The organism is Derxia lacustris, assembly GCF_002105195.1.
In the GTDB taxonomy this organism is placed as follows: Bacteria; Pseudomonadota; Gammaproteobacteria; order Burkholderiales; family Burkholderiaceae_E; genus Derxia; species Derxia lacustris.
In genome coordinates this window covers 1-19,030 of the sequence record NZ_MUHU01000035.1, presented here as the reverse complement: position 1 = coordinate 19,030, position 19,030 = coordinate 1, and the positions used below count along the sequence as shown (strand labels likewise).

The 19,030-nt window shown below is 71.6% G+C and carries 5 protein-coding genes; 3 read left to right on the top strand and 2 right to left on the bottom strand.

Translation table 11 applies throughout. The features are described 5' to 3' along the window. Together B9P64_RS20960 and B9P64_RS20955 are read left to right on the top strand one after the other, a co-directional pair. Nucleotides 1-665 (top strand): ABC transporter ATP-binding protein (locus tag B9P64_RS20960; protein ID WP_085318058.1); only part of this gene is annotated, 665 nt, incomplete at its 5' end. Further along, the gene (locus B9P64_RS20955; RefSeq protein WP_085318057.1) at nt 665-1,459 is read left to right on the top strand and encodes an ABC transporter permease; all 795 of its coding nucleotides are present in this window, start codon (nt 665-667) and stop codon (nt 1,457-1,459) included. The genes B9P64_RS20960 and B9P64_RS20955, both read left to right, overlap by 1 nt. Before the next feature lie 108 nt (nt 1,460-1,567). On the opposite strand, the gene B9P64_RS27105 is transcribed toward B9P64_RS20955, so the two are convergent. Continuing rightward, nucleotides 1,568-15,820: an MBG domain-containing protein gene (locus B9P64_RS27105; RefSeq protein ID WP_217808728.1), complete on the bottom strand. Its 14,253-nt coding sequence runs from the start codon at nt 15,818-15,820 to the stop codon at nt 1,568-1,570. Nucleotides 15,821-15,902: 82 nt separating this feature from the next. After that, nucleotides 15,903-17,600: a ShlB/FhaC/HecB family hemolysin secretion/activation protein gene (locus B9P64_RS20945; RefSeq protein ID WP_085318055.1), complete on the bottom strand. Its 1,698-nt coding sequence runs from the start codon at nt 17,598-17,600 to the stop codon at nt 15,903-15,905. Nucleotides 17,601-17,821: 221 nt separating this feature from the next. On the opposite strand from B9P64_RS20945, the gene B9P64_RS20940 reads away from it, so the two are divergent. Then, nucleotides 17,822-19,030: amidohydrolase family protein (locus tag B9P64_RS20940; protein ID WP_085318054.1), on the top strand; the 1,209-nt coding region annotated here is incomplete at its 3' end.

Genomic DNA, 19,030 nt, shown 5'->3' with positions numbered 1-19,030 from the left:
TCGGCCCCTCGGGCTGCGGCAAGAGCACGCTGCTGCGCATGTTCGCCGGGCTTGAAAGCCCGAGCGCCGGCCATCTGCGCTGGTGGAACGAGCCGGCGCTGCCGCACAACAGCCCCGGCCGCCAGCTCGCGATGGTGTTCCAGGAGGCGACGCTCATGCCCTGGGCCGACGTGGCCGCCAATGTGCGCCTGCCGCTCGATCTGGCCGGCCTGCCGCGCGCCGAGGCCGCACCGCGCGTCGCCCATGCGCTCGACCTCGTGGGCCTTGGCGGCTTTCATCGCAGCTATCCGCGCGAGCTGTCGGGCGGCATGCAGATGCGTGCATCGATCGCCCGCGCGCTCGCCACCCGGCCCAATCTGCTGCTGATGGACGAGCCCTTCGGCGCGCTCGACGAATTCACCCGCAACAAGCTCGACGGCGATCTGCGCGCGCTGTGGCGGCGCGAAGACCTGACCGTGGTCTTCGTCACCCACAGCATCTACGAGGCGGTGTTTCTCTCGACCAAGGTGGTGGTGATGGCGGCGCGGCCCGGCCGCGTGATCGCCGAGATCGCCATCGACGGCCCCGACGAGCGCGGCGAGGACTGGCGGGTTTCCGCCGACTTCCTGCGCCATTGCCAGCGGCTGTCGGCGCTGCTCACCGAAGCCAACGCGGGAGCGCACTGATGGCCACGCCGCTGCTGTCGCATCCGCAGGCGCTGCGCGTGATTGCGCCGGTCGTCGTCGGGCTGGTGTTTCTCGGGCTCTGGCAATGGGCCTGCGTCGCCTTCGAGGTGCCGGTGTATCTGGTGCCCACGCCGCTGAAAGTGGCGCAAACGCTTGCAGCCAACTGGGCCAGTCTGCTCGGCGCGCTGGCGGTCACGATGAAGATCACGCTGCTGGCCTTTGGCGCGTCCATCGTGGTGGGCGTGCTGTTCGCGTTCTTGCTGGTGCAGAGCCGCATCGTCGAGGCCAGCCTGTTTCCCTATGCCATCCTGTTGCAGGTGACGCCCATCGTCGCCATCGCGCCGCTCATCATCATCTGGGTGAAAGAGCCGACGCCGGCGCTGGTGCTGTGCGCGGTGCTGGTGGCGCTGTTCCCGATCATCTCCAACACGGTGCTCGGGCTGCGCAGCGTCAATCCGGGGCTGCTGAACCTGTTCCGGCTCAACCGCGCGACGCGCTGGCAGACGCTGCTGCGGCTGCGCATCCCGAGCGCGCTGCCGTACTTCTTCGCCGGGCTGCGCATCTCGTCGGGGCTGTCGCTGATCGGCGCGGTGGTGGCCGAGTTTGTCGCCGGCACCGGCGGCACCAGCGCCGGGCTGGCCTATCAGATTCTGCAAGCCGGCTTCCAGCTCGACATTCCGCTGATGTTCGCGGCGCTGTTCCTGATCGCGCTGGCCGGCGTGGCGCTGTTCTTGGCGATGGCCTGGATCTCGCGGCTGGCGCTGCGCGGCTGGCACGAGAGCGAGCTGGGCTGAACGGCGCGGCCGGGCAGGGCGGTTTGCCCGGCGCAAATGCAATGCGGGCGGGACCGTCGCCGATCCCGCCCGCATGCCGCCGCGCGCGCCCGGACGGGCGCGCTGCGGTCAGCGCTCGATGCCCACGCTCACGCGCGTGGTCGCCGCCTCGCCAGCATCGGTCGTGGCGGTGACCACCACATCGAGCGGCCGGCGCTGGTTGCGCGGCGGCGTGCCGGTCAGCGTGCCCGTGGTCGGATCGAGCTTGAGCCAGGCCGGCAAGGGCTTGCCGTTGGCGAGCGTGGCGCTGAACGCGACCGAGGTGTCGGCCGGGCGCTGGAAGGCGGCGCCGGCCGCATAGCTGAACGGCTGGCCCGGCGTGGCCGAAGCCTCGCTGACCGCGCGCAGGGTGACGAGCCGGCTCGCGCCGGCAGCGCCGCTGGCGTCGGTGCCGGCGGGGTTGCCGGCCGAGCCCGCAGAGCCAGCGGAGCCGCCGGAGCTCGCCGAGCCCGCAGAGCCGTTGGAGCCGTTGGAGCCAGTCGAGCTGCCGGAGCCGGCCGAGCCGGTGCTGCTGCCAGCGCCGGCGTTGCCGGCTGCCGAGCCCGTGCCGCCGGCGCTGGCGTTGCCGCCAGTGTTGCCGTTGCCCGTTGCCGTGCCGCCATTGCCCACCGACGCTTGACCGCCGACGCCATTGCCACCGGCACTGGCACCGTTGCCGTTGCCGTTGCCGGCCGAGCCGGCTGCCGATGCACCGGCAGTCGCATCTGCGCCGCCGCTGGAGCCGCCGTTGCCCGATCCGCCATTGGCGCCGGCCCCGCTGCTGCTGGCATCGCCTGCGCCACCGAGGCCGCTGGCCGCACCGCCACCGGTCCCGCTACCGCCCAGGCCGCCTGCACCTGCGCCGCCCGTACCGCCTACACCGCCTATGCCGCCCGTGCCGCCCGTGCCGCTCGTGCCGCCGAAGCCGCCGAAGCCGCCGAAGCCGCCGAAGCCGCCGAAGCCGCTCGTGCCGCCAAGCCCTGCGCCGCCAAGCTCAGCGCCGCTGCCAAAGCCGCCGCTGGTCCCGCTTCCGCCCGAGCTGCCCGAGCCGCCAGCACCGCCAGCACCACCAGCCAGCCCGCCGCCGAGCACCGTCAGCGTGCCGGGCTGGTTCAGGCTCGCGGCAGCGCCGCCGTTGCCGCCGGTGTTGCCGCTCGACGGCGCCGTCGGCGCTGCCGGCACGGTCGTGCCGCCGCCGGTCGCGGTCGCATTGCCGCTGACGATCTGCGTGACCAGATTCTCCGCCTTCACGTTCGGCGCCGGCTTCACGGTCAGCGTGCCGTCGACATGGGCGATGTCGTAGTTGTCGGCGACGCCGCCGCTCGGATGGATGGCATAGCTGCCCGGCGCAACCGCCGGACCGCTCGGCGCGGCCAGCTGCACGCCCGACACCACCGCCGCCGTGTCGGCGTAGCGCAGCTGATCGGCGTTCACGCGCCAGGTCAGCGCCGGATCGACCTCGCCGGCGGTGCGGCTCTTGTCGTCGGCGGTCACGGTCAGCGCGGCCTTGTCCACGGTGAGCGTGCCGGCGACATAGCTGAGCGCGTAGTTGTCGGCGGCGCCGTTGCTGGCGCTGACGACATGCGTGCCGGCAGTCGCAGCCGCGCCGGTCGCGGTCGAGACCTGGACGCCGCTGACGACGCTGGCGCCGTCCGCGTACTTGAGCTGCGAAGCATCGACCGAGTAGCCGAGTGCCGGATCGGCATCGCCATAGGTCTTGCGGCCGTTGTCGGCGCGCACGGTGAGCGCCGCCTTGTCGACGGTGAGCGTGCCGGCGACATAGTTGAGCGCGTAGTTGTCGGCGGCACCGCCCGCAGCCGTGACCGCATGCGTGCCGGCGGTCGCAGCCGCGCCGGTCGCGGTCGAGACCTGCACGCCGCTGACGACGCTGGCGCCGTCCGCGTACTTGAGCTGCGAAGCATCGACCGAGTAGCCGAGCGCCGGATCGGCATCGCCGTAGGTCTTGCGGCCGCTGTCGGCGCGCACGGTGAGCGCGGCCTTGTCCACGGTGAGAGCGCCGGCGACATAGCTGAGCGCGTAGTTGTCGGCGGCACCGCCCGCAGCCGTGACCGCATGCGTGCCGGCGGTCGCAGCCGCACCGGTCGCGGTCGAGACCTGCACGCCACTGACGACGCTGGCGCCGTCCGTGTACTTGAGCTGCGAAGCATCGACCGAGTAGCCGAGCGCCGGATCGGCATCGCCATAGGTCTTGCGGCCGCTGTCGGCGCGCACGGTGAGCGCGGCCTTGTCGACGGTGAGCGTGCCGGCGACATAGCTGAGCGCGTAGTTGTCGGCGGCGCCGTTGCTGGCGCTGACGACATGCGTGCCGGCGGTTGCAGCAGCACCGGTCGCGGTCGAGACCTGCACGCCGCTGACGACGTTGGCGCCGTCCGTGTACTTGAGCTGCGACGCATCGACCGAGTAGCCGAGCGCCGGATCGGCATCGCCGTAGGTCTTGCGGCCGTTGTCGGCGCGCACGGTGAGCGCGGCCTTGTCCACGGTGAGAGCGCCGGCGACATAGCTGAGCGTGTAGTTGTCGGCGACGCCGTTGCTGGCGCTGACGACATGCGTGCCGGCGGTTGCTGCCGCGCCGGTGGCAGTCGAGACCTGGACGCCACTGACGACGTTGGCACCGTCCGCGTACTTGAGCTGCGACGCATCGACCGAGTAGCCGAGTGCCGGATCGGCATCGCCATAGGTCTTGCGGCCGCTGTCGGCGCGCACGGTGAGCGCGGCCTTGTCGACGGTGAGCGTGCCCGGCGCATAGCTCAGCGTGTAGTTGCTGGCCAGGCCGCCGCTGGCGTTGATCGCATGCATGCCGGCGCTGGCGTCGGCGCCGGTCGCGGTGGCGAGCTGGACGCCGGTCACGACGCTGGCCGTGTCGGTGTACTTGAGCTGAGCAGCATCGACGCCGTAGCCGAGCGTCGGTTCCGCATCGCCGTAAGTCTTGCGCGCATCGCTGGCCGTGATGGTCAGCGCGGCCTTGTCGACCGTGAGCGTGCCCGGCAGATAGGTCAGCGTGTAATTGCTGGCCGAGCCGCTGCCGGCGGTGATCGCGTGCGTGCCGGCCGTGGCGCCGGCGCCGGTCGCGGTGGCGAGCTGCACGCCCGACACGACGCTGGCCGTGTCGGTGTACTTGAGCTGAGCAGCATCGACGCCGTAGCCGAGCGTCGGCTCGGCATCGCCATAGGTCTTGCGGGCATCGCTGGCGGTGACGGTCAGCGCGGCCTTGTCCACGGTGAGCGTGCCCGGCACATAGCTGATGGCGTAGTTGCTGGCCGAGCCGCTGCCGGCGGTGATCGCGTGGGTGCCGGCGCTGGCATTGGCGCCGGTCGCGGTGGCGAGCTGCACGCCGGACACGACGCTGGCCGTGTCGGTGTACTTGAGCTGCGACGTGTCGATGCCGTAGCCGAGCGTCGGTTCCGCATCGCCATAGGTCTTGCGGGCGTCATTCGCCGTGACGGTCAGCGCGGCCTTGTCCACGGTGAGCGTGCCGGCGACATGGCTGAGCGTGTAGTTGTCGGCGACGCCGCCGGCGGCGGTGACCGCATGCGTGCCAGCGGTCGCCGCCGCGCCGGTCGCGGTCGAGACCTGCACGCCGCTGACGACGTTGGCGCCGTCGGTGTACTTGAGTTGCGAAGCATCGACCGAGTAGCCGAGCGTCGGATCGGCATCGCCATAGGTCTTGCGAGCGTCGCTGGCGGTGACGGTCAGCACGGCCTTGTCGACCGTGAGCGTGCCGGGCAGATAGCTCAGCGTGTAGTTGCTGGCCGAGCCGCTGCTGGCGTTGATTGCATGCGTGCCGGCGGTGGCGCTGGCGCCGGTCGCGGTGGCGAGCTGCACGCCCGACACGACGCTGGCCGTGTCGGTGTACTTGAGCTGCGAAGCATCGACGCCGTAGCCGAGCGTCGGCTCGCTGTCGCCGTAAGTCTTGCGCGCATCGCTGGCGGTGACGGTCAGTGCCGCCTTGTCGACGGTGAGCGTGCCCGGCACATAGCTGATGGCGTAGTTGCTGGCGCTGCCGCTGCCGGCGTTGATCGCGTGGGTGCCGGCGGTGGCGCTGGCGCCAGTCGCCGTGGCGAGCTGCACGCCCGACACGACGCTGGCCGTGTCGGTGTACTTGAGCTGCGAAGCGTCGATGCCGTAGCCGAGCGTCGGTTCGGCATCGCCATAGGTCTTGCGGGCGTCATTCGCCGTGACGGTCAGCGCCGCCTTGTCGACGGTGAGCGTGCCAGGCACATAGCTGATCGTGTAGTTGCTGGCGCTGCCGCTGCTGGCGTTGATCGCATGCGTGCCGGCGCTGGCGCTCGCGCCCGTGACCGTGGCGAGCTGGACGCCGGTCACGACCGCAGCCGTGTCGGTGTACTTGAGCTGCGACGCATCCACGCCATAGCCGAGCGTGGGCTCGGCATCGCCGTAAGTCTTGCGCGCGTCGTTGGCGGTGACGGTCAGCGCGGCCTTGTCGACCGTGAGCGTGCCGGGCACGTAGCTCAGCGTGTAGTTGCTGGCGCTGCCGCTGCCGGCGGTGATCGCATGCGTGCCGGCGGTGGCGCTGGCGCCGGTCGCGGTGGCGAGCTGCACGCCCGACACGACCGAGGCCGTGTCGGTGTACTTCAGCTGCGAAGCATCGACGCCGTAGCCAAGCGTCGGCTCGCTGTCGCCATAGGTCTTGCGCGCATCGCTGGCCGTGACGGTCAGTGACGCCTTGTCGACGGTGAGCGTGCCCGGCACATAGCTCAGCGTGTAGTTGCTGGCGCTGCCGCTGCCGGCGTTGATCGCGTGGGTGCCGGCCGTGGCGCTCGCGCCCGTAACCGTGGCGAGCTGCACGCCCGACACGACGCTGGCCGTGTCGGTGTACTTGAGCTGCGAAGTGTCGATGCCGTAGCCGAGCGTCGGCTCGCTGTCGCCGTAAGTCTTGCGCGCATCGCTGGCGGTGACGGTCAGCGCGGCCTTGTCCACGGTGAGCGTGCCGGGCACATAGCTGATCGTGTAGTTGCTGGCGCTGCCGCTGCTGGCGTTGATCGCATGCGTGCCGGCGCTGGCACTCGCGCCCGTGACCGTGGCGAGCTGGACGCCCGACACGACCGAGGCCGTGTCGGTGTACTTGAGCTGCGACGCGTTCACGCTGTAGCCGAGCGTCGGTTCGCTGTCGCCATAGGTCTTGCGCGCGTCGCTGGCGGTCACGGTCAGCGCGGCCGGCGTCACCGTCAGGACGTTGTTCGACGAGCTGGTCAGGCGGTAGTTGGCATTGCTCACCGCCAGCGTGCCCGCGCCGATCGCATGCGTGCCCACGGTCGCGGCGCTGCCGGTCGCGGTCGACAGCGCGCCGCTGAACACGCTGGCAATGCTGTCGCTGCCCACCAGCCCCATGCCGCCGACCGTGAAGGTCAGCGTCGGATCGGCGTCGCCGTAGACCTTGGTCTGGGCGTCGTAGCTCACGCCGAGCGTGCGCTGGGCGATGGTCGCGGTCGGGCTCCAGCTCGCCAGCGTGTAGTTGCCGGCGGCGCTGCCGCTCAGGCTCAGGCCGCTGGTCGTGATGGTCTTGTTGCTGCCCGCATTGGCATCGGCAAACAGGCCGGCCAGCGTGCCGCTCAGGCTCACGCTGTCGCTGCCCACCACCAGGCCGTCGCCGGCGCTGGCGCCGCCGCTGCCGAGTGCCGCCGTGCCGGTGAAGCTGGCGCTGCGGGTCGCGTCATAGGTCTTGCCGTTGGCCGTCACGCCGGTCAGGTTGAGCGACTTGGCGGTGATGGTCGCGGCCTGGCCGCTGGCGCCCAGCACATAGTCGCCGGCATGCGCGCCGGCCAGCGTCAGGCCGCCGAAGGTCACGTAGTTGGCATCGGCCACGTTGGCGCTGTTGTAGCTGCCGGTGGCGCTGCCGCTCAGGCTCACGGTGTCCAGGCTGTAGACGCGGCCGTCGGCCGTGCTGCCGCTGCCGGCGGCTTCGCTGGCCAGGCTGGCGCTGCCGGTCACGCTGGCGGCGCTGCTGCCGTCGTAGACGCGGCTGGCCGCCGTGCCCAGGCCGCTCGCATACACCGTCTTGGGCGTGATGTTGGCCGTGACCGACGCGGCGCTGATGACGTAGTTGGCGGCATCCGCGCCGCCGAGCGTGAGGCCGCCGAGCACCACGTTCTTGCCGTTGCCCACATGCCGGTCGGCAAATGCGCCGCTGGCGCTGCCGCTCAGGCTCACCGTGTCGCCGGCCAGATAGAAGCCGTCGCCGCTGCTGCCGCCGCCGCCGGTGACGCCGGCCGTGCCCGACAGGCTCGCCACGGTCGTGCCGTCGTAGACCTTGTCGATCGCGCTCAGGCCGGTGACCGAGATCGTCTTGGGCTGCACCGTGAAGCTGCTGCTGCCCGTGGTCACGCTGAACTGGTAGCCGAGGCTGCTGGCCAGCGTGCCCAGCCCGGTCAGCGACACCGTGTAGGTGCCCACCGGGATGAAGCCCGCGCCCGACGCCGTGTAGGCGCTGGTGCTCGATGCCAGGCTGCCGCTGGTGGCCGAGGCCAGCGTGTCGCCGTCGATGAAGCCGCTGGTGGTCAGCCCGGGCACGCTGCCCGTCGTGCCGTAGGTGATGGTTCCGCCGGCGCTCACGCCCACCGTGATCGTCGGCGCCGTCGCGTACAGGAACCAGTTGCCGCTGCCGGCATAGCCCGGCGTGCTGCCGGCGCCGTAGGTCTGGTTGTAGTGCTTCGAGTAGTTCGTCATGCCCTCGTCGGCCCAGTCGGGATGGCTGGAGTACACGAGGTAGCGGCCGCTGCCGGGATTGATGCCGGTGTCGGTGGCGACGTTGTTGTGGAAGTCGTTGCCGGCCGCCATCACGATGTCGCCGGTGCTGTTGCTCACCGGCGCGTCGAGGATGATCTGGGCGCTGCCGTTGCCGCCCACCAGCGTCATGCCGGTGCTGGTGGTCAGGCCCGACACCGCGCCGATCGTGCCCACCGTGAGGTTGCCGCTGGTCACGCGCACATTGGCCGTGCCGGCGCTGCCCGCGAGCGTGCCGATGGTGGTGCTGCCGGCGGCCAGCGCCACGCTGCCCGTGCCGTCCAGCAGCAGGCGCGTGGCGTTGATCGTGCTGCCCGCCGCCTGGGCGATGCTGCCCGTGCCGTTGGCTTCGAGTTCGAGATTGCCGGCGCTGGTGGCGGTCACGGTGGCGCCGCTGGCGAAGGTCAGCGCGCCATTGGTGCTGGCGAAGGTCAGGTTGCGGCCGGCGGCCTCGCCCGAGGTGACGGTGCCGCTCACGGTCGTGCCGCCGCTGCCGCCCTGCAGCCGCACATCGGCGTCAAAGGTGGACTGGCCGCTGCGCAAGGCCGCCGCCGCGCCCAGGTTGAGCGTGCCGATGGTGGTCGCGCCCGACTGGTCGCTGCGGCCAAAGCTCACGCGCTGGAAGCCGCTCGACTGCTTGAGGATGGCGCTGATTTCCGCCGCCAGCAGCGTGAGCGAATTGCCCGAGAGCGTGCTCGCGCCGAGGCTGGTGCCGGCCGTCGCGTCGGCCGCGCCCACGTCGAGCGTGGCCGTGCTGGCGCCGCTGATGAGCGTGTCGCTGCCCAGCACGATGCCGCCCTTGCCGGCGCCGCTGTTGCCGCCGGCGCGCAGCACGATGCTGCGGGTATCGCTGTCGCCCACGGTCGAGCCGGCGGCAAAGCGGATGCCCATGCCCCGGCTGCTGCCGTCGAGCCCCTGGTTGATGACGCTGATGCTGTCGCCGCGCAGATTGGCCACGGTGATCGCGCCGGCGATGTCGGGCGTCTTGTCGCTGTCGAGCAGCTTGAGGCTGAGCGCGCCGGTGCCGGTGTCGATGCTGCTGCCGGCCGCCATCGAGATGCTGGCCGAGCAGCTCGGGCAGTCGGCCGACACCACGCCGTTGGCCAGCGTCTGGTTGGCGGTGGCGGTGAAGTCGCCGTTGTCGGTGCTGATGTCGCCGTAGATGCGGATCGAGCGGCCGGCGTCGAGCGCGAGGTCGCCGCCCGCGCCGCCGGCCGACACGTTGATGTCGCGCACCACGGTGATGTCGCGGCTGGCTTGCAGCGTGACATTGGTGCCGGCGTTGAGCATGGCGGTCAGCGTCGAGGGCGTGATGACCACATCGCTGCCGGTGCTGGCCGAGAAGCCCAGCAGCCCGCTGTTGCCGCCCACGCTGGCATAGCCGCTGCCGTTGCCGGCGAACAGCGCGCTCGACCAGTTCAGGTCGCCGCCGGCGTCGCCGTTGAGCAGGCCGGCATTGCGCGGCGTGGCGAGGTTGTCCTTCACCACGGTGAGCGCATAGAGCGCGCCCGAATTCTTGCCGCTGGTGGCATTGGGCGCGGCCCAGATCAGCGGCCGGTACTGCACCGACTCGTCGCCGGTCACCGCGCCGGGCAGCAGCGCGTACTGCACGTCGCTGGTGTAGTTCTGGGTGTTGGTGCCGGTGCTGATGCCCTGGGTGCTCTGGCCGTTGGACGTGGGCGCGAGGCCCACCACGCTGTTGCGCCAGCTGGCCGGGCCGGTGGCGCCGGTCAGGCCCGAGATCAGCGTGACCGCGCCGGTGCCGGTCACGTCGCAATCGGCCAGATTGCTGAACACCAGCAGGTCGCCGGTGCGCACGGTCTGGCCGTTGACCGTGCCGGTCAGCACGGTGAGATAGCTGCCGAAGGCATCGTTGGCGGTGCTGCCCACGAGGCTGTTGCCGGCGCCCACCGCCGCATTGCGCGTGGTCTCGCCGGCGGCGATGCCGGTCGTGCCGTTGACCCAGGTGATCGCGCCGGCCTTGGCGCCGCCGCTGGCGGCGTCGGCGGTGTTGGTCCAGTCGGCCGAGCGGATGAAATAGTTGGTGTCGTAGCTGCTGGTGGCCGGGTTCCAGGCCTGCACCACGGTGATGCCCGACATCATCTGGCGGTTGGTGCCGGTCGTGCCCACGCGGATGCCGTTGCCGAGGCCGACGTGATCGCCGGTCGTGCTGCCGACGATGCTGTTGGCGGTGCTCACCGCGCCCGCGATGCCGCCGGTGTCGCCGAAGGTGACGGCGCCCGCGCCGGTGGCGCTGCCGTTGGCCCAGTAGGGGCTGGCCACCACATAGCGGCCGCCGGTCAGCACCGTGATGCCGGGCATCACGAAGGTGGTCGTGAGCGTGGGCGAGTTCTGTTCCCAGGCGGCCCAGCTCACGGCGTCGCCGTAATTGCTGCCCACCAGCGAATTGCCGGCGCCGATGCTGCCGCCGGCCGCGCCGCCGTAGTAGTTGCCGCTGCCGCCGTTGAGCCAGGTGGCCGCGCCCTTGGAGTTGGGCGCGCCCCAGCCCAGGTACACGCCCTGGGTGTAGCCGGCGGCGTTGAAGTCCCAGAACGGCGACGACACGACGGCATTGCCGTCGGCCAGCGCAAACACGCCGCCCGCGCCCACGCGGTCGCCGTCGCGCGTGACCGCGCCGGCCACCTGCCCGGTGGTGAAGTCGCGCACGGCCCAGGTGCTGTACCAGGTGCCGGTCGCGCCGTTGTAGGCCACGCGTGGCACCAGCGTGGTGGCCGGGCGGGTCGCGCCGCGCGTGCCCACCAGGCTGTTGCTGGCCGACACCGTGCCGACCACGCCGGCGCTGGCGCTGCCCCAGGTCACGGCGCCACGGTCATCCCACCATTGCGGATTGACCAGCACGAAGGCGCCGGCATTGCTCCCCTGCAGCTCGACCACGCCGTCGATCGGCAGCCGGTAGCCGAGCCAGTCGCGCGCATGGCTGCCGACGATGCTGTTGGTGGTGCCCAGCGTGCCGCCGCTGTTGCCGTCGGCCAGCTGGCCGGCGCTGTTGAACCAGGTGATGGCGCCCGCGTAGATGTTGCTGCCGTTGTTCCAGCCCGGGCTGGCCACCAGCACCGCGCCGTTCGAAAGCTCCTTCACGATCGGGTAGTAGTTGAGCGTGAAGCCGGTCGTGTACCAGTTGGACGCGGTGTTGTAGACGAAGCCCGGGCTGCCGCGATAGCTCGTGTCGCTGGTGCTGTTGGCCGTGTGGTTGAGCCACAGCGGGCCCAGGCGGCGCGTGGTGGAACCGTTCTCCACGTAGGTGCGCCCGCCGCTGCTGCCGGTGGACGTGTACTGCGAGGGCAGCATCAGCAGGTCGGGCAGGGTGCCCAGCCGGTCGCCGGCGGTGACCAGCGTGGTGCGGTTGGCGTCGCTGTACACGTCGGCGGCGCTGCCGAGCACGCTGTTGGCGCTGCTCACGGTGCCGGTCGTGCCGCTGCTGCCGATCATGCTCAGCGCGCCCTTGCCGTCGCCCCAGGTCGGGCTCACCACCATGTAGCGGCCGCCGCTCAGCGCCTGACCGAGCAGGCCGATGTGGTCGCCGGTCATGGTCTGGTAGGTGGTCACGCGCGAGAACGTGGCGCTCACGCTGCCGCCGGTACCGGCGTCGGTGAAGGTCTTGCTGCCGTCGCTGGTGGTGACGGTGGTGTAGGCGTCGGCGGTGCTGCCGACCAGGCTGTTGGCCGAGCTGACCGTGCCGACGATGCCGCTGGCGCCGCTGGCCCAGGTGACGGCGCCGCGCCCGCCGTTCCAGCTCGGGCTGCGCACGATGTAGTTGCCGTTGTCCAGCACGTCGACCGTGGTGGTGACGTTGGCGGTCCAGGCATAGGGGTTGACCGAGCCGTTCCAGCTGCCGCTGTAGAAGTAGGTCTCGCTGCCGCGGCTGTCGCTGTAGTGGTAGCCGCCCAGATAGTCGCCGGCGTTGTTGCCGACCAGGCTGTTGGCCGAGCTCACCGCGCCGGTCACGCCGCTGCTGCCGCTGCCCCAGGTCACGGCGCCGTAGTTCACGGTCGAGTACTGCTGGCCCGAGCGGTTGCCCCAGTAGGGGCTGAGCGCCAGATAGTTGCTGCGCCGGCCCGTGCTGCCGAGGGCGCCCACGCCCACCACGCCGGCCGAGCCGACCTGCGCATAGCTGTCGTTGCCCACCAGGCTGTTGCCCGAGCCCACCGTGCCGGTGCGCCCGCTGCTGCCCGAGCCCCAGGTGACGGCGCCGGCATTGACGCTGGCGCCGTTGTCCCAGCTGGTCGACCAGGTGACCCAGTTGCTGCCGTCGAGCAGCAGCATGCTGCTGCCGATGTTGTCGTCGGCGGCGCTGCCCACCAGGCTGTTGGACGACGACACCGTGCCGGCCAGGCCGGCATTGCCGCTGCCCCAGGTCACTGCGCCGGCAGTGCCGTTCCAGCTGGTGTTGGCGGCCAGCCAGTTGCCGTTGTCGAGCACGCGCAGGCCGTCGACCGAGGAGCTGTGGGCGGTGCGGTTCACGTACAGCCAGGTCGAGGTCTGGCTGTTGGCGTAGTAGGTGTAGGAGCCGGTCGTGTTGCTGAGCGCGCCCACGCCGTCGCCGGCATTGCCGCCGACCAGGCTGTTGGCCGACGACAGCGCCGCGCCGGTGCCGGCCGCGCCATAGGCATGGCCGTCGCTGCCCGACACCCAGGTGATGGCGCCGTTCGGCGCGTTGTTGATGTACTTGCCCACCGCGCCGTTGCCGCTCGCGGTCCATTCCGGGCTCAGCACCAGATAGTTCTGGAGCGTGCTGCCCACGGCGCGGATGCCGCCGCTGCCGACGAAGTCGTACTTGTTGCTGCCGACCAGGCTGTTGCCGCTGCCCACGCTGCCCACCGTGCCGGTGCTGGCGCCCCAGGTGGCGGCGCCGGCATAGGTGGCCGCGCCGTTGGTGAAATGCCGGCTGCCCACGGCATAGGTGCCGCCCGCCAGCGCCACCAGATCCTCGCCGACGAAGTCGCCCGGCGCGGCCGGCGTGGTGGTGCGGTAGTTGGCACCGGTGTTGTCGATGAAGGTGGTGGCGAAGGCCGAGTTCCAGTCGAGCACATAGACGTTGTGGCCGCTGCCGTCGCCTTCCACCGGCGCGGTCGAGCGGATCGGCGTGCTGCCCACCAGCGACACCGTCGACGACACCCGGCTGCCGGCGCTGCCGTCGGCGAGCTGGCCGTTGCTGCCGTTCATCCAGGTGACGGCGCCGCGGCCGTTGTCCCAGCCCGGCGTGGCGATCGCCACATTGCCGTTCGACAGCTCGACGATGGTGGTGGTCTTGGCGACCGAGATCGCGCTCGCATAGCCGGTCACGCTGACCTGCACGGTCTGGCCGAGGCGGTCGTTGGCATAGACGTTGGCGCTGCTCACCACGTCATAGGCGGCGCTGTTGCCGGTGAGGCTGTTGGTGCTGCTCACGGTCGAGCTGCCGCCGCCGGTGCTGCCGCTCTGCCAGGTGATGGCGCCCGACGAAATGCTGCCGGTCAGGCGCGGGTAGGAGCTGGTCAGGTCGTAGACGCCCGAGCCGATGCTCTGGCCCGAGTCGTAGGGCTTGAGGAAGTAGTACAGCCGGCTCGCCACCGTCTCGTAGTCGGGGCTCAGCACCAGATAGTTGCCGTTGCTCAGCGTCTGGATGCCGCCGCTGCCGACGCGGTCGTTGGCATTGCTGCCGCGCAGATTGGTCAGCAGCGCGCCGGTGCGGCTGTTGAACAGATAGGCCGCGCCGGTATCGACCGTGGCGCCGGTATCGGCATAGGGCGAGGTGACCACCACATTGCCGTTGGCCAGCACCTTGGTCGTCGTGCCGAAGCCGTTGGTGTTGCCCGGCGTCGGATCGGTGAGGCCCAGCGTGGCGAGCGCGCTGCCCAGCTCGTCGACGATGATGTTGCGCGGGTCGAGCAGCAGCGTGCCGGCCTCGCCGCCGGCGCGCGCGGCCAGGTCGGCGGTGCCGGCAAACGCCAGGCTGCCCTTGCCCGAGACCTCGGCCGAGCCGCCGTTGCCGCCGTTCTCGCCGCCGCGCGCCAGCAGATTGCCGGCGTAGACGGTCTTGTCGTCGGACCAGACGACCACCCGGCCGCCGTCGCCGTTGTCGGTGGCATCGGCGCGCAGCACGGTGCTGGCGTTGATGCCCACGGCCTTGGCATTGACCAGATCGGCATCGGCGCCATGAAAGCCGCCGCCGATGCGGATGCGCCCGCCGGTATTGCTGCCGCTCGCGTCGATCAGCGCGGCGCGCAGCTGCACGCTGTCGGCGCTGATGGTCACCTCGCCGCCGCTGCCGGCCGTGCCGTTGGCGCTGAAGCGCGCCGAGCTGAACACGCTGCCATTGGCCTCGCCGCTGGCGTTGGCCGTGCCGTGGCCGCCGTCGATGCGGATGCTGCCGCCCTGGGTCAGGCCGTCGGCGGCGAGCAGGGCGCTGGCGGTCTGCACCACCGTGTCGGCCTGGATGGCGATGCTGCCGCCGGCGCCCGCCGTGGCGCTGGCCAGCAGGCTGCCCGACTGGCTCACGAAGTCGGCGCCGATGGCGATGCGCCCGGCCTGGGTGCCGCCGGTGTCGATGCTGCCGGCCAGGTCGGCGACCGAGCCTTCCACCTTCACCGTGCCGCCGGTCGCCTTCACGCTGCCGGTGTTGGATACGAGCCGCACCGCGCCGTTGTCGCTGACCAGCGCGCCGTCGGCGCCGCCGCCGGCCACCGCCGCCTGCAGCAGCCGCTGGGCCGCGCCGGCGCTCATCACCACCATGCCGCCGTCGGCGACGACCATCTGGCGGTTCTCGACCAGCGCCTTGATCGTGGCCGGGTCGACGCGCACGCCGACAAGGTTGTTGCCGTTGACGTCGAGCGTGACCGCATCGCCGGCGGCGAGCGCCACTGTGCCGAGCCGCGCCGCGATCACGCCTTCGTTCAGCACCTCGGGCGCGAGCAGCGCCGCATAGCCGCCGTCGGCCGCGCTGATGCTGCCCTGATTGACCACCGCGCCGAACGCGCCGTTGCGGCGGAAATTCAGCTTGCCGTCCATGAAGTCGGCCGCCGCGAGATCGAGCGTGGACGCGACCAGCCCGCCCACATCCACCCGCGAGCCGGCGCCGAACACGATGCCGTTGGGATTGACCAGGATGACCTGGCCGTTGGCCGTCAGCCGCCCGTAGATCGCCGACGGATCGGCGCCGGTCACGCGGTTGAGCGTGGCCGCACTGGCGTTGGGCTGGGTGAAGTTGACGTGCGCCTGCGCGCCGATGTCGAAGCCGAGCCAGTTGATCGCCGCGCGCTGGCCGGTCTGGACGATGTCCATGCGGTTGCCCGACTGGCCGATGCTGGCGTTGCCGCCGACCACCGTGCCGCCGGTGGGCAGCGCGTTGCCGGCCACATTGCGCTGCGCGACCTGGGCCGCGAGCGTGGCCGCGTTGGGCGGCGCCTGGGCCGAGGCCGGTGCCGCCAGCGCCAGCCCGCCGGCAGCGAGCACCGTGCCAGCGACCGCGCGGCTGCGTTTGCCGCGCGCCCGCGCGAACTCGGCCACGGCCACAAAGGCGCCGAGGGCGTCGTTCCAGATCAATCGGTAGATGCGGTTCATCGAGCCGGGGCCGTTCTTCATGGCGGGTGTTCCAGTGGTGCGGTGTTGCGGGCGCGCCGATGGCGGGCGCGTCGGGAAAGAGGGCGGCGGCGCGCGGCCGGCGTCAGAAGGTCTTGACGAGCGAGACGAAGAAACGCGGGCTGCGCCGGGTGCCGTCGGCATCGAGGCCGGTGGCCGGGCTGCGCGCCGGGTTGTCGCCGTTGCGCCAGGCCAGCGTGGCGCGCACCAGCACATCCGAGGCGCGGCCGACCGACAGGCCCAGGCCGCTGCCGGCCAGCCGATAGCTGTTGGGCAGGGCGCTGGCGCTGTTCACGACGTGGTCGCGGCGCAGCTGGGCGCGGTCGTGGAACACCGAGGCGGTGACCAGATCGCCGAACTGGTGGCGCAGCTCCAGGCCCACGACGGTGGCGTCGTCGGCGCCGGGCTCGGACGAGGTGTAGGCGCGCACGCCATAGGTGCCGGTGGCGACGAACTTTTCCGACGCATCGAGATTGCGGTTGCTGAACTGGCCGGCGGCATTGATCGCCAGCGTGTCGGCGTCGGTGATGCGTTGCAGCCGGGTCAGGGTCCAGCTCACGCGCGAAAAGCTGCCGTTGCGGCCCGGGCCGTTGGCGACCTGGTCGTTGGCAAGGTCGCCGGCATTGCCGGCCAGATCGAGCCGGCCGAAGGCGAAGGCGACGCTGGCCTGCACCAGACCGCCGCCCAGCAGGTCGTCGAGCCGGTCGCCGGCCAGCGCGAAGGTGGTGAGCCGCACCGTCTTGTCGCTCAGGCCGATGCCGGCCACCGCGTTGTCGAAGCGCTTGCGGTCGTGGTCGAGCGTGGCGCTGAGGTTGCCGCGCAGGCCGCGCAGCAGCGGATAGCTCAGGCCGGCGCCGGCCACGTTGGCCGAGCCGGTGTAGCGGCTGCCCGACAGCGTGTAGCCGTAATCGAGCCGCGAGGCGTTGACGTTGGCGCGCAGGCCGTCGCTGCCGAGCGGCAGGCTGGCGGCGGCGCGGCCAAAGCGGGTGCCGGCGCTCTTGTTGACCAGCAGCTGCAACTGCTCGCCCTGGCCGAGCGCGTTGTTCACATAGCCGCCGAGCGAGGCGCGCGCCTCGCCGCTGGCCTTGGCGCCCGAGTTGTCGGCGGTGAACATGCCGGCCAGCACCGGCTTGTCCTTGACCGCCACCACCACGCGCGATTCGCCCTCGGCCTCGCCGGGCTCCAGCAGCGAGGTGGCGCTGACGCCGGGCAGATCGTTGAGCAGGCTGATGCCGCGTTGCAGATCGTCGGGCCGCACCGGGTCGCCGACCTTCTGGCGCGCGGTGATGAAGCCTTGCGCGCGGTCGTCGCCAAGCCGGGTCGCGCCCTCGGGCCGGTCGATGCGCACCGCGCCGAGCATGGCCTCGATGACATTCACCGTGACCACGCCGCCGGCCAGGTCCTGATCGGGCAGCCAGGTGCGCGCGAGCAGGCCGCGCGCGCGATAGGCCTCGGCGATCGCGTCGGCGGCGCGGCGCAGATCGGCAAAGCTGGCCGACTGGCCGACCCAGGGCGCGACGGCCGCCTGCAGGTCGGCCTCGGGGATGAGCCGGGCGCCGGCGATGCGAAAGCCGGTCACGTCGATGCGCGGACCGGCGGCGTTGTCGCTGCCGGCCGGGCGTGGCGCGGCGGATGGCAGCGTCGACGGCAGCGGCTGGGCCGGCTGGCGTTCGAGTTCGCGCAGCAGGTCGCCGGCTTGCGGCGCGGCCTGGGCGGCGGCGAGTACGGGAGCGAGCGCGAGACCTGCCGTGAGGCAGAGCGCGGCGGAAATGGGAGTCTGCATGTCCTGGCCTGATGGAATGTCGTCGGCGGCAGCGGGCGCACGCACGACTGGAATCTGCTCAGGACGGTAGAAGCGGCCGGATTTTTCGAGTGCTGGAAAAGCCGGGAATGCACAGCCCTGTTCGGCGGTGTAGGACAAGCCGGACGGCAGCGCGCGCCGGACCGGCGGTGGCACCGTAAATGCAAGCGAGGCCGGCTCGTTTCAGCTCTCAGCGCCGTTCCATGACCTCATTCCTGATCCGCAATGCCGCCGCCATCCTCACCGGCCTGCCGGGCGACGCCGCCCGCGCCAGCGGCCCCGACCTGCGGGTGCGCGCCGGCCGCATCGCCGAACTCGGCCGGCTGCGCCCGGCGCCCGGCGAAGCCACGGTCGACGCGACCGACTGCGTGATCTACCCGGCCTGGGTCAACACCCATCACCACCTGTTCCAGTCGCTGCTCAAGGGCGATCCGGCCGGCATCGATCTCACGCTCACGCCCTGGCTCGGCGCCACGCCCTACAAGTACCGGGGCGCCTTCGACGCCGGGCTGTTCCGGCTCGCGGTGCGCATCGGGCTGGTCGAGCTGGCGCTGTCGGGCTGCGGCACGGTGGCCGACCACAACTACCTGTACTACCCGGGCATGGGCTTCGACAGCTCGGAAATCGTGTTCGACGAGGCCAGCCGGCTCGGCCTGCGCATGGTGCTGTGCCGCGGCGGCCAGACCCGCACGCGCCAGCTCGAAGCCGACCTGCCGCAGGCGCTGCGGCCGGAAAGCCTCGACGACTTCCTCACCGATCTGCACCGGCTCGCCGCCGCGCATCACGACCCGGCGCCCGACGCGATGCGCCGCGTGGTCGCCGCGCCGACCACGCCGCCCTATTCGATGAGCCCGACCGAGCTGCGCGAGGTGGCCGGCGTGGCGCGCAGCCTGGGGCTGCGGCTGCACAGCCATCTGTCCGAGACCGTCGGCTATCAGGACAGCGTGCATTCCATGCATGGCCGGCGGCCGGTGCATTTTTGTGCCGAGCACGACTGGACCGGGCCCGACGTGTGGTTCGCGCATCTCGTGCATCTGGATGGCGACGAGATCGCGCTGCTGGGCCAGACCCGCACCGGCATCGCCCATTGCCCGCAGAGCAACGGGCGCCTGGGCAGCGGCATCGCGCCGGTGCGCGCGCTGGAGGACGCCGGCTCGCCGGTGTCCATCGCCGTCGACGGCGCGGCCAGCAACGAGGCCGCCGACATGATTTCCGAGGTGCATGCGGCCTGGCTGATGGCGCGCGCCAGGGCCGGCGCCGCGAGCCGCGCGCGCTGTCACGGCGGCGCGGGCGAGGCCGGCGCCGAAGCGGCCAGCGTGGAGGACGTGGTGCGCTGGGGCACGGCCGGCGGCGCGCGGGTGCTGGGGCTGGGCGCGGTCGGCACGCTCGCGCCGGGCATGGCGGCCGACATC

Bases quoted from the DNA above. Each gene is read 5' to 3' on its own strand.
- B9P64_RS20955 (WP_085318057.1), top strand. From the start codon at position 665: ATGGCCACGCCGCTGCTGTCGCATCCGCAGGCGCTGCGCGTGATTGCG.
- B9P64_RS27105 (WP_217808728.1), bottom strand. From the start codon at position 15,820: ATGAAGAACGGCCCCGGCTCGATGAACCGCATCTACCGATTGATCTGG.
- B9P64_RS20945 (WP_085318055.1), bottom strand. From the start codon at position 17,600: ATGCAGACTCCCATTTCCGCCGCGCTCTGCCTCACGGCAGGTCTCGCG.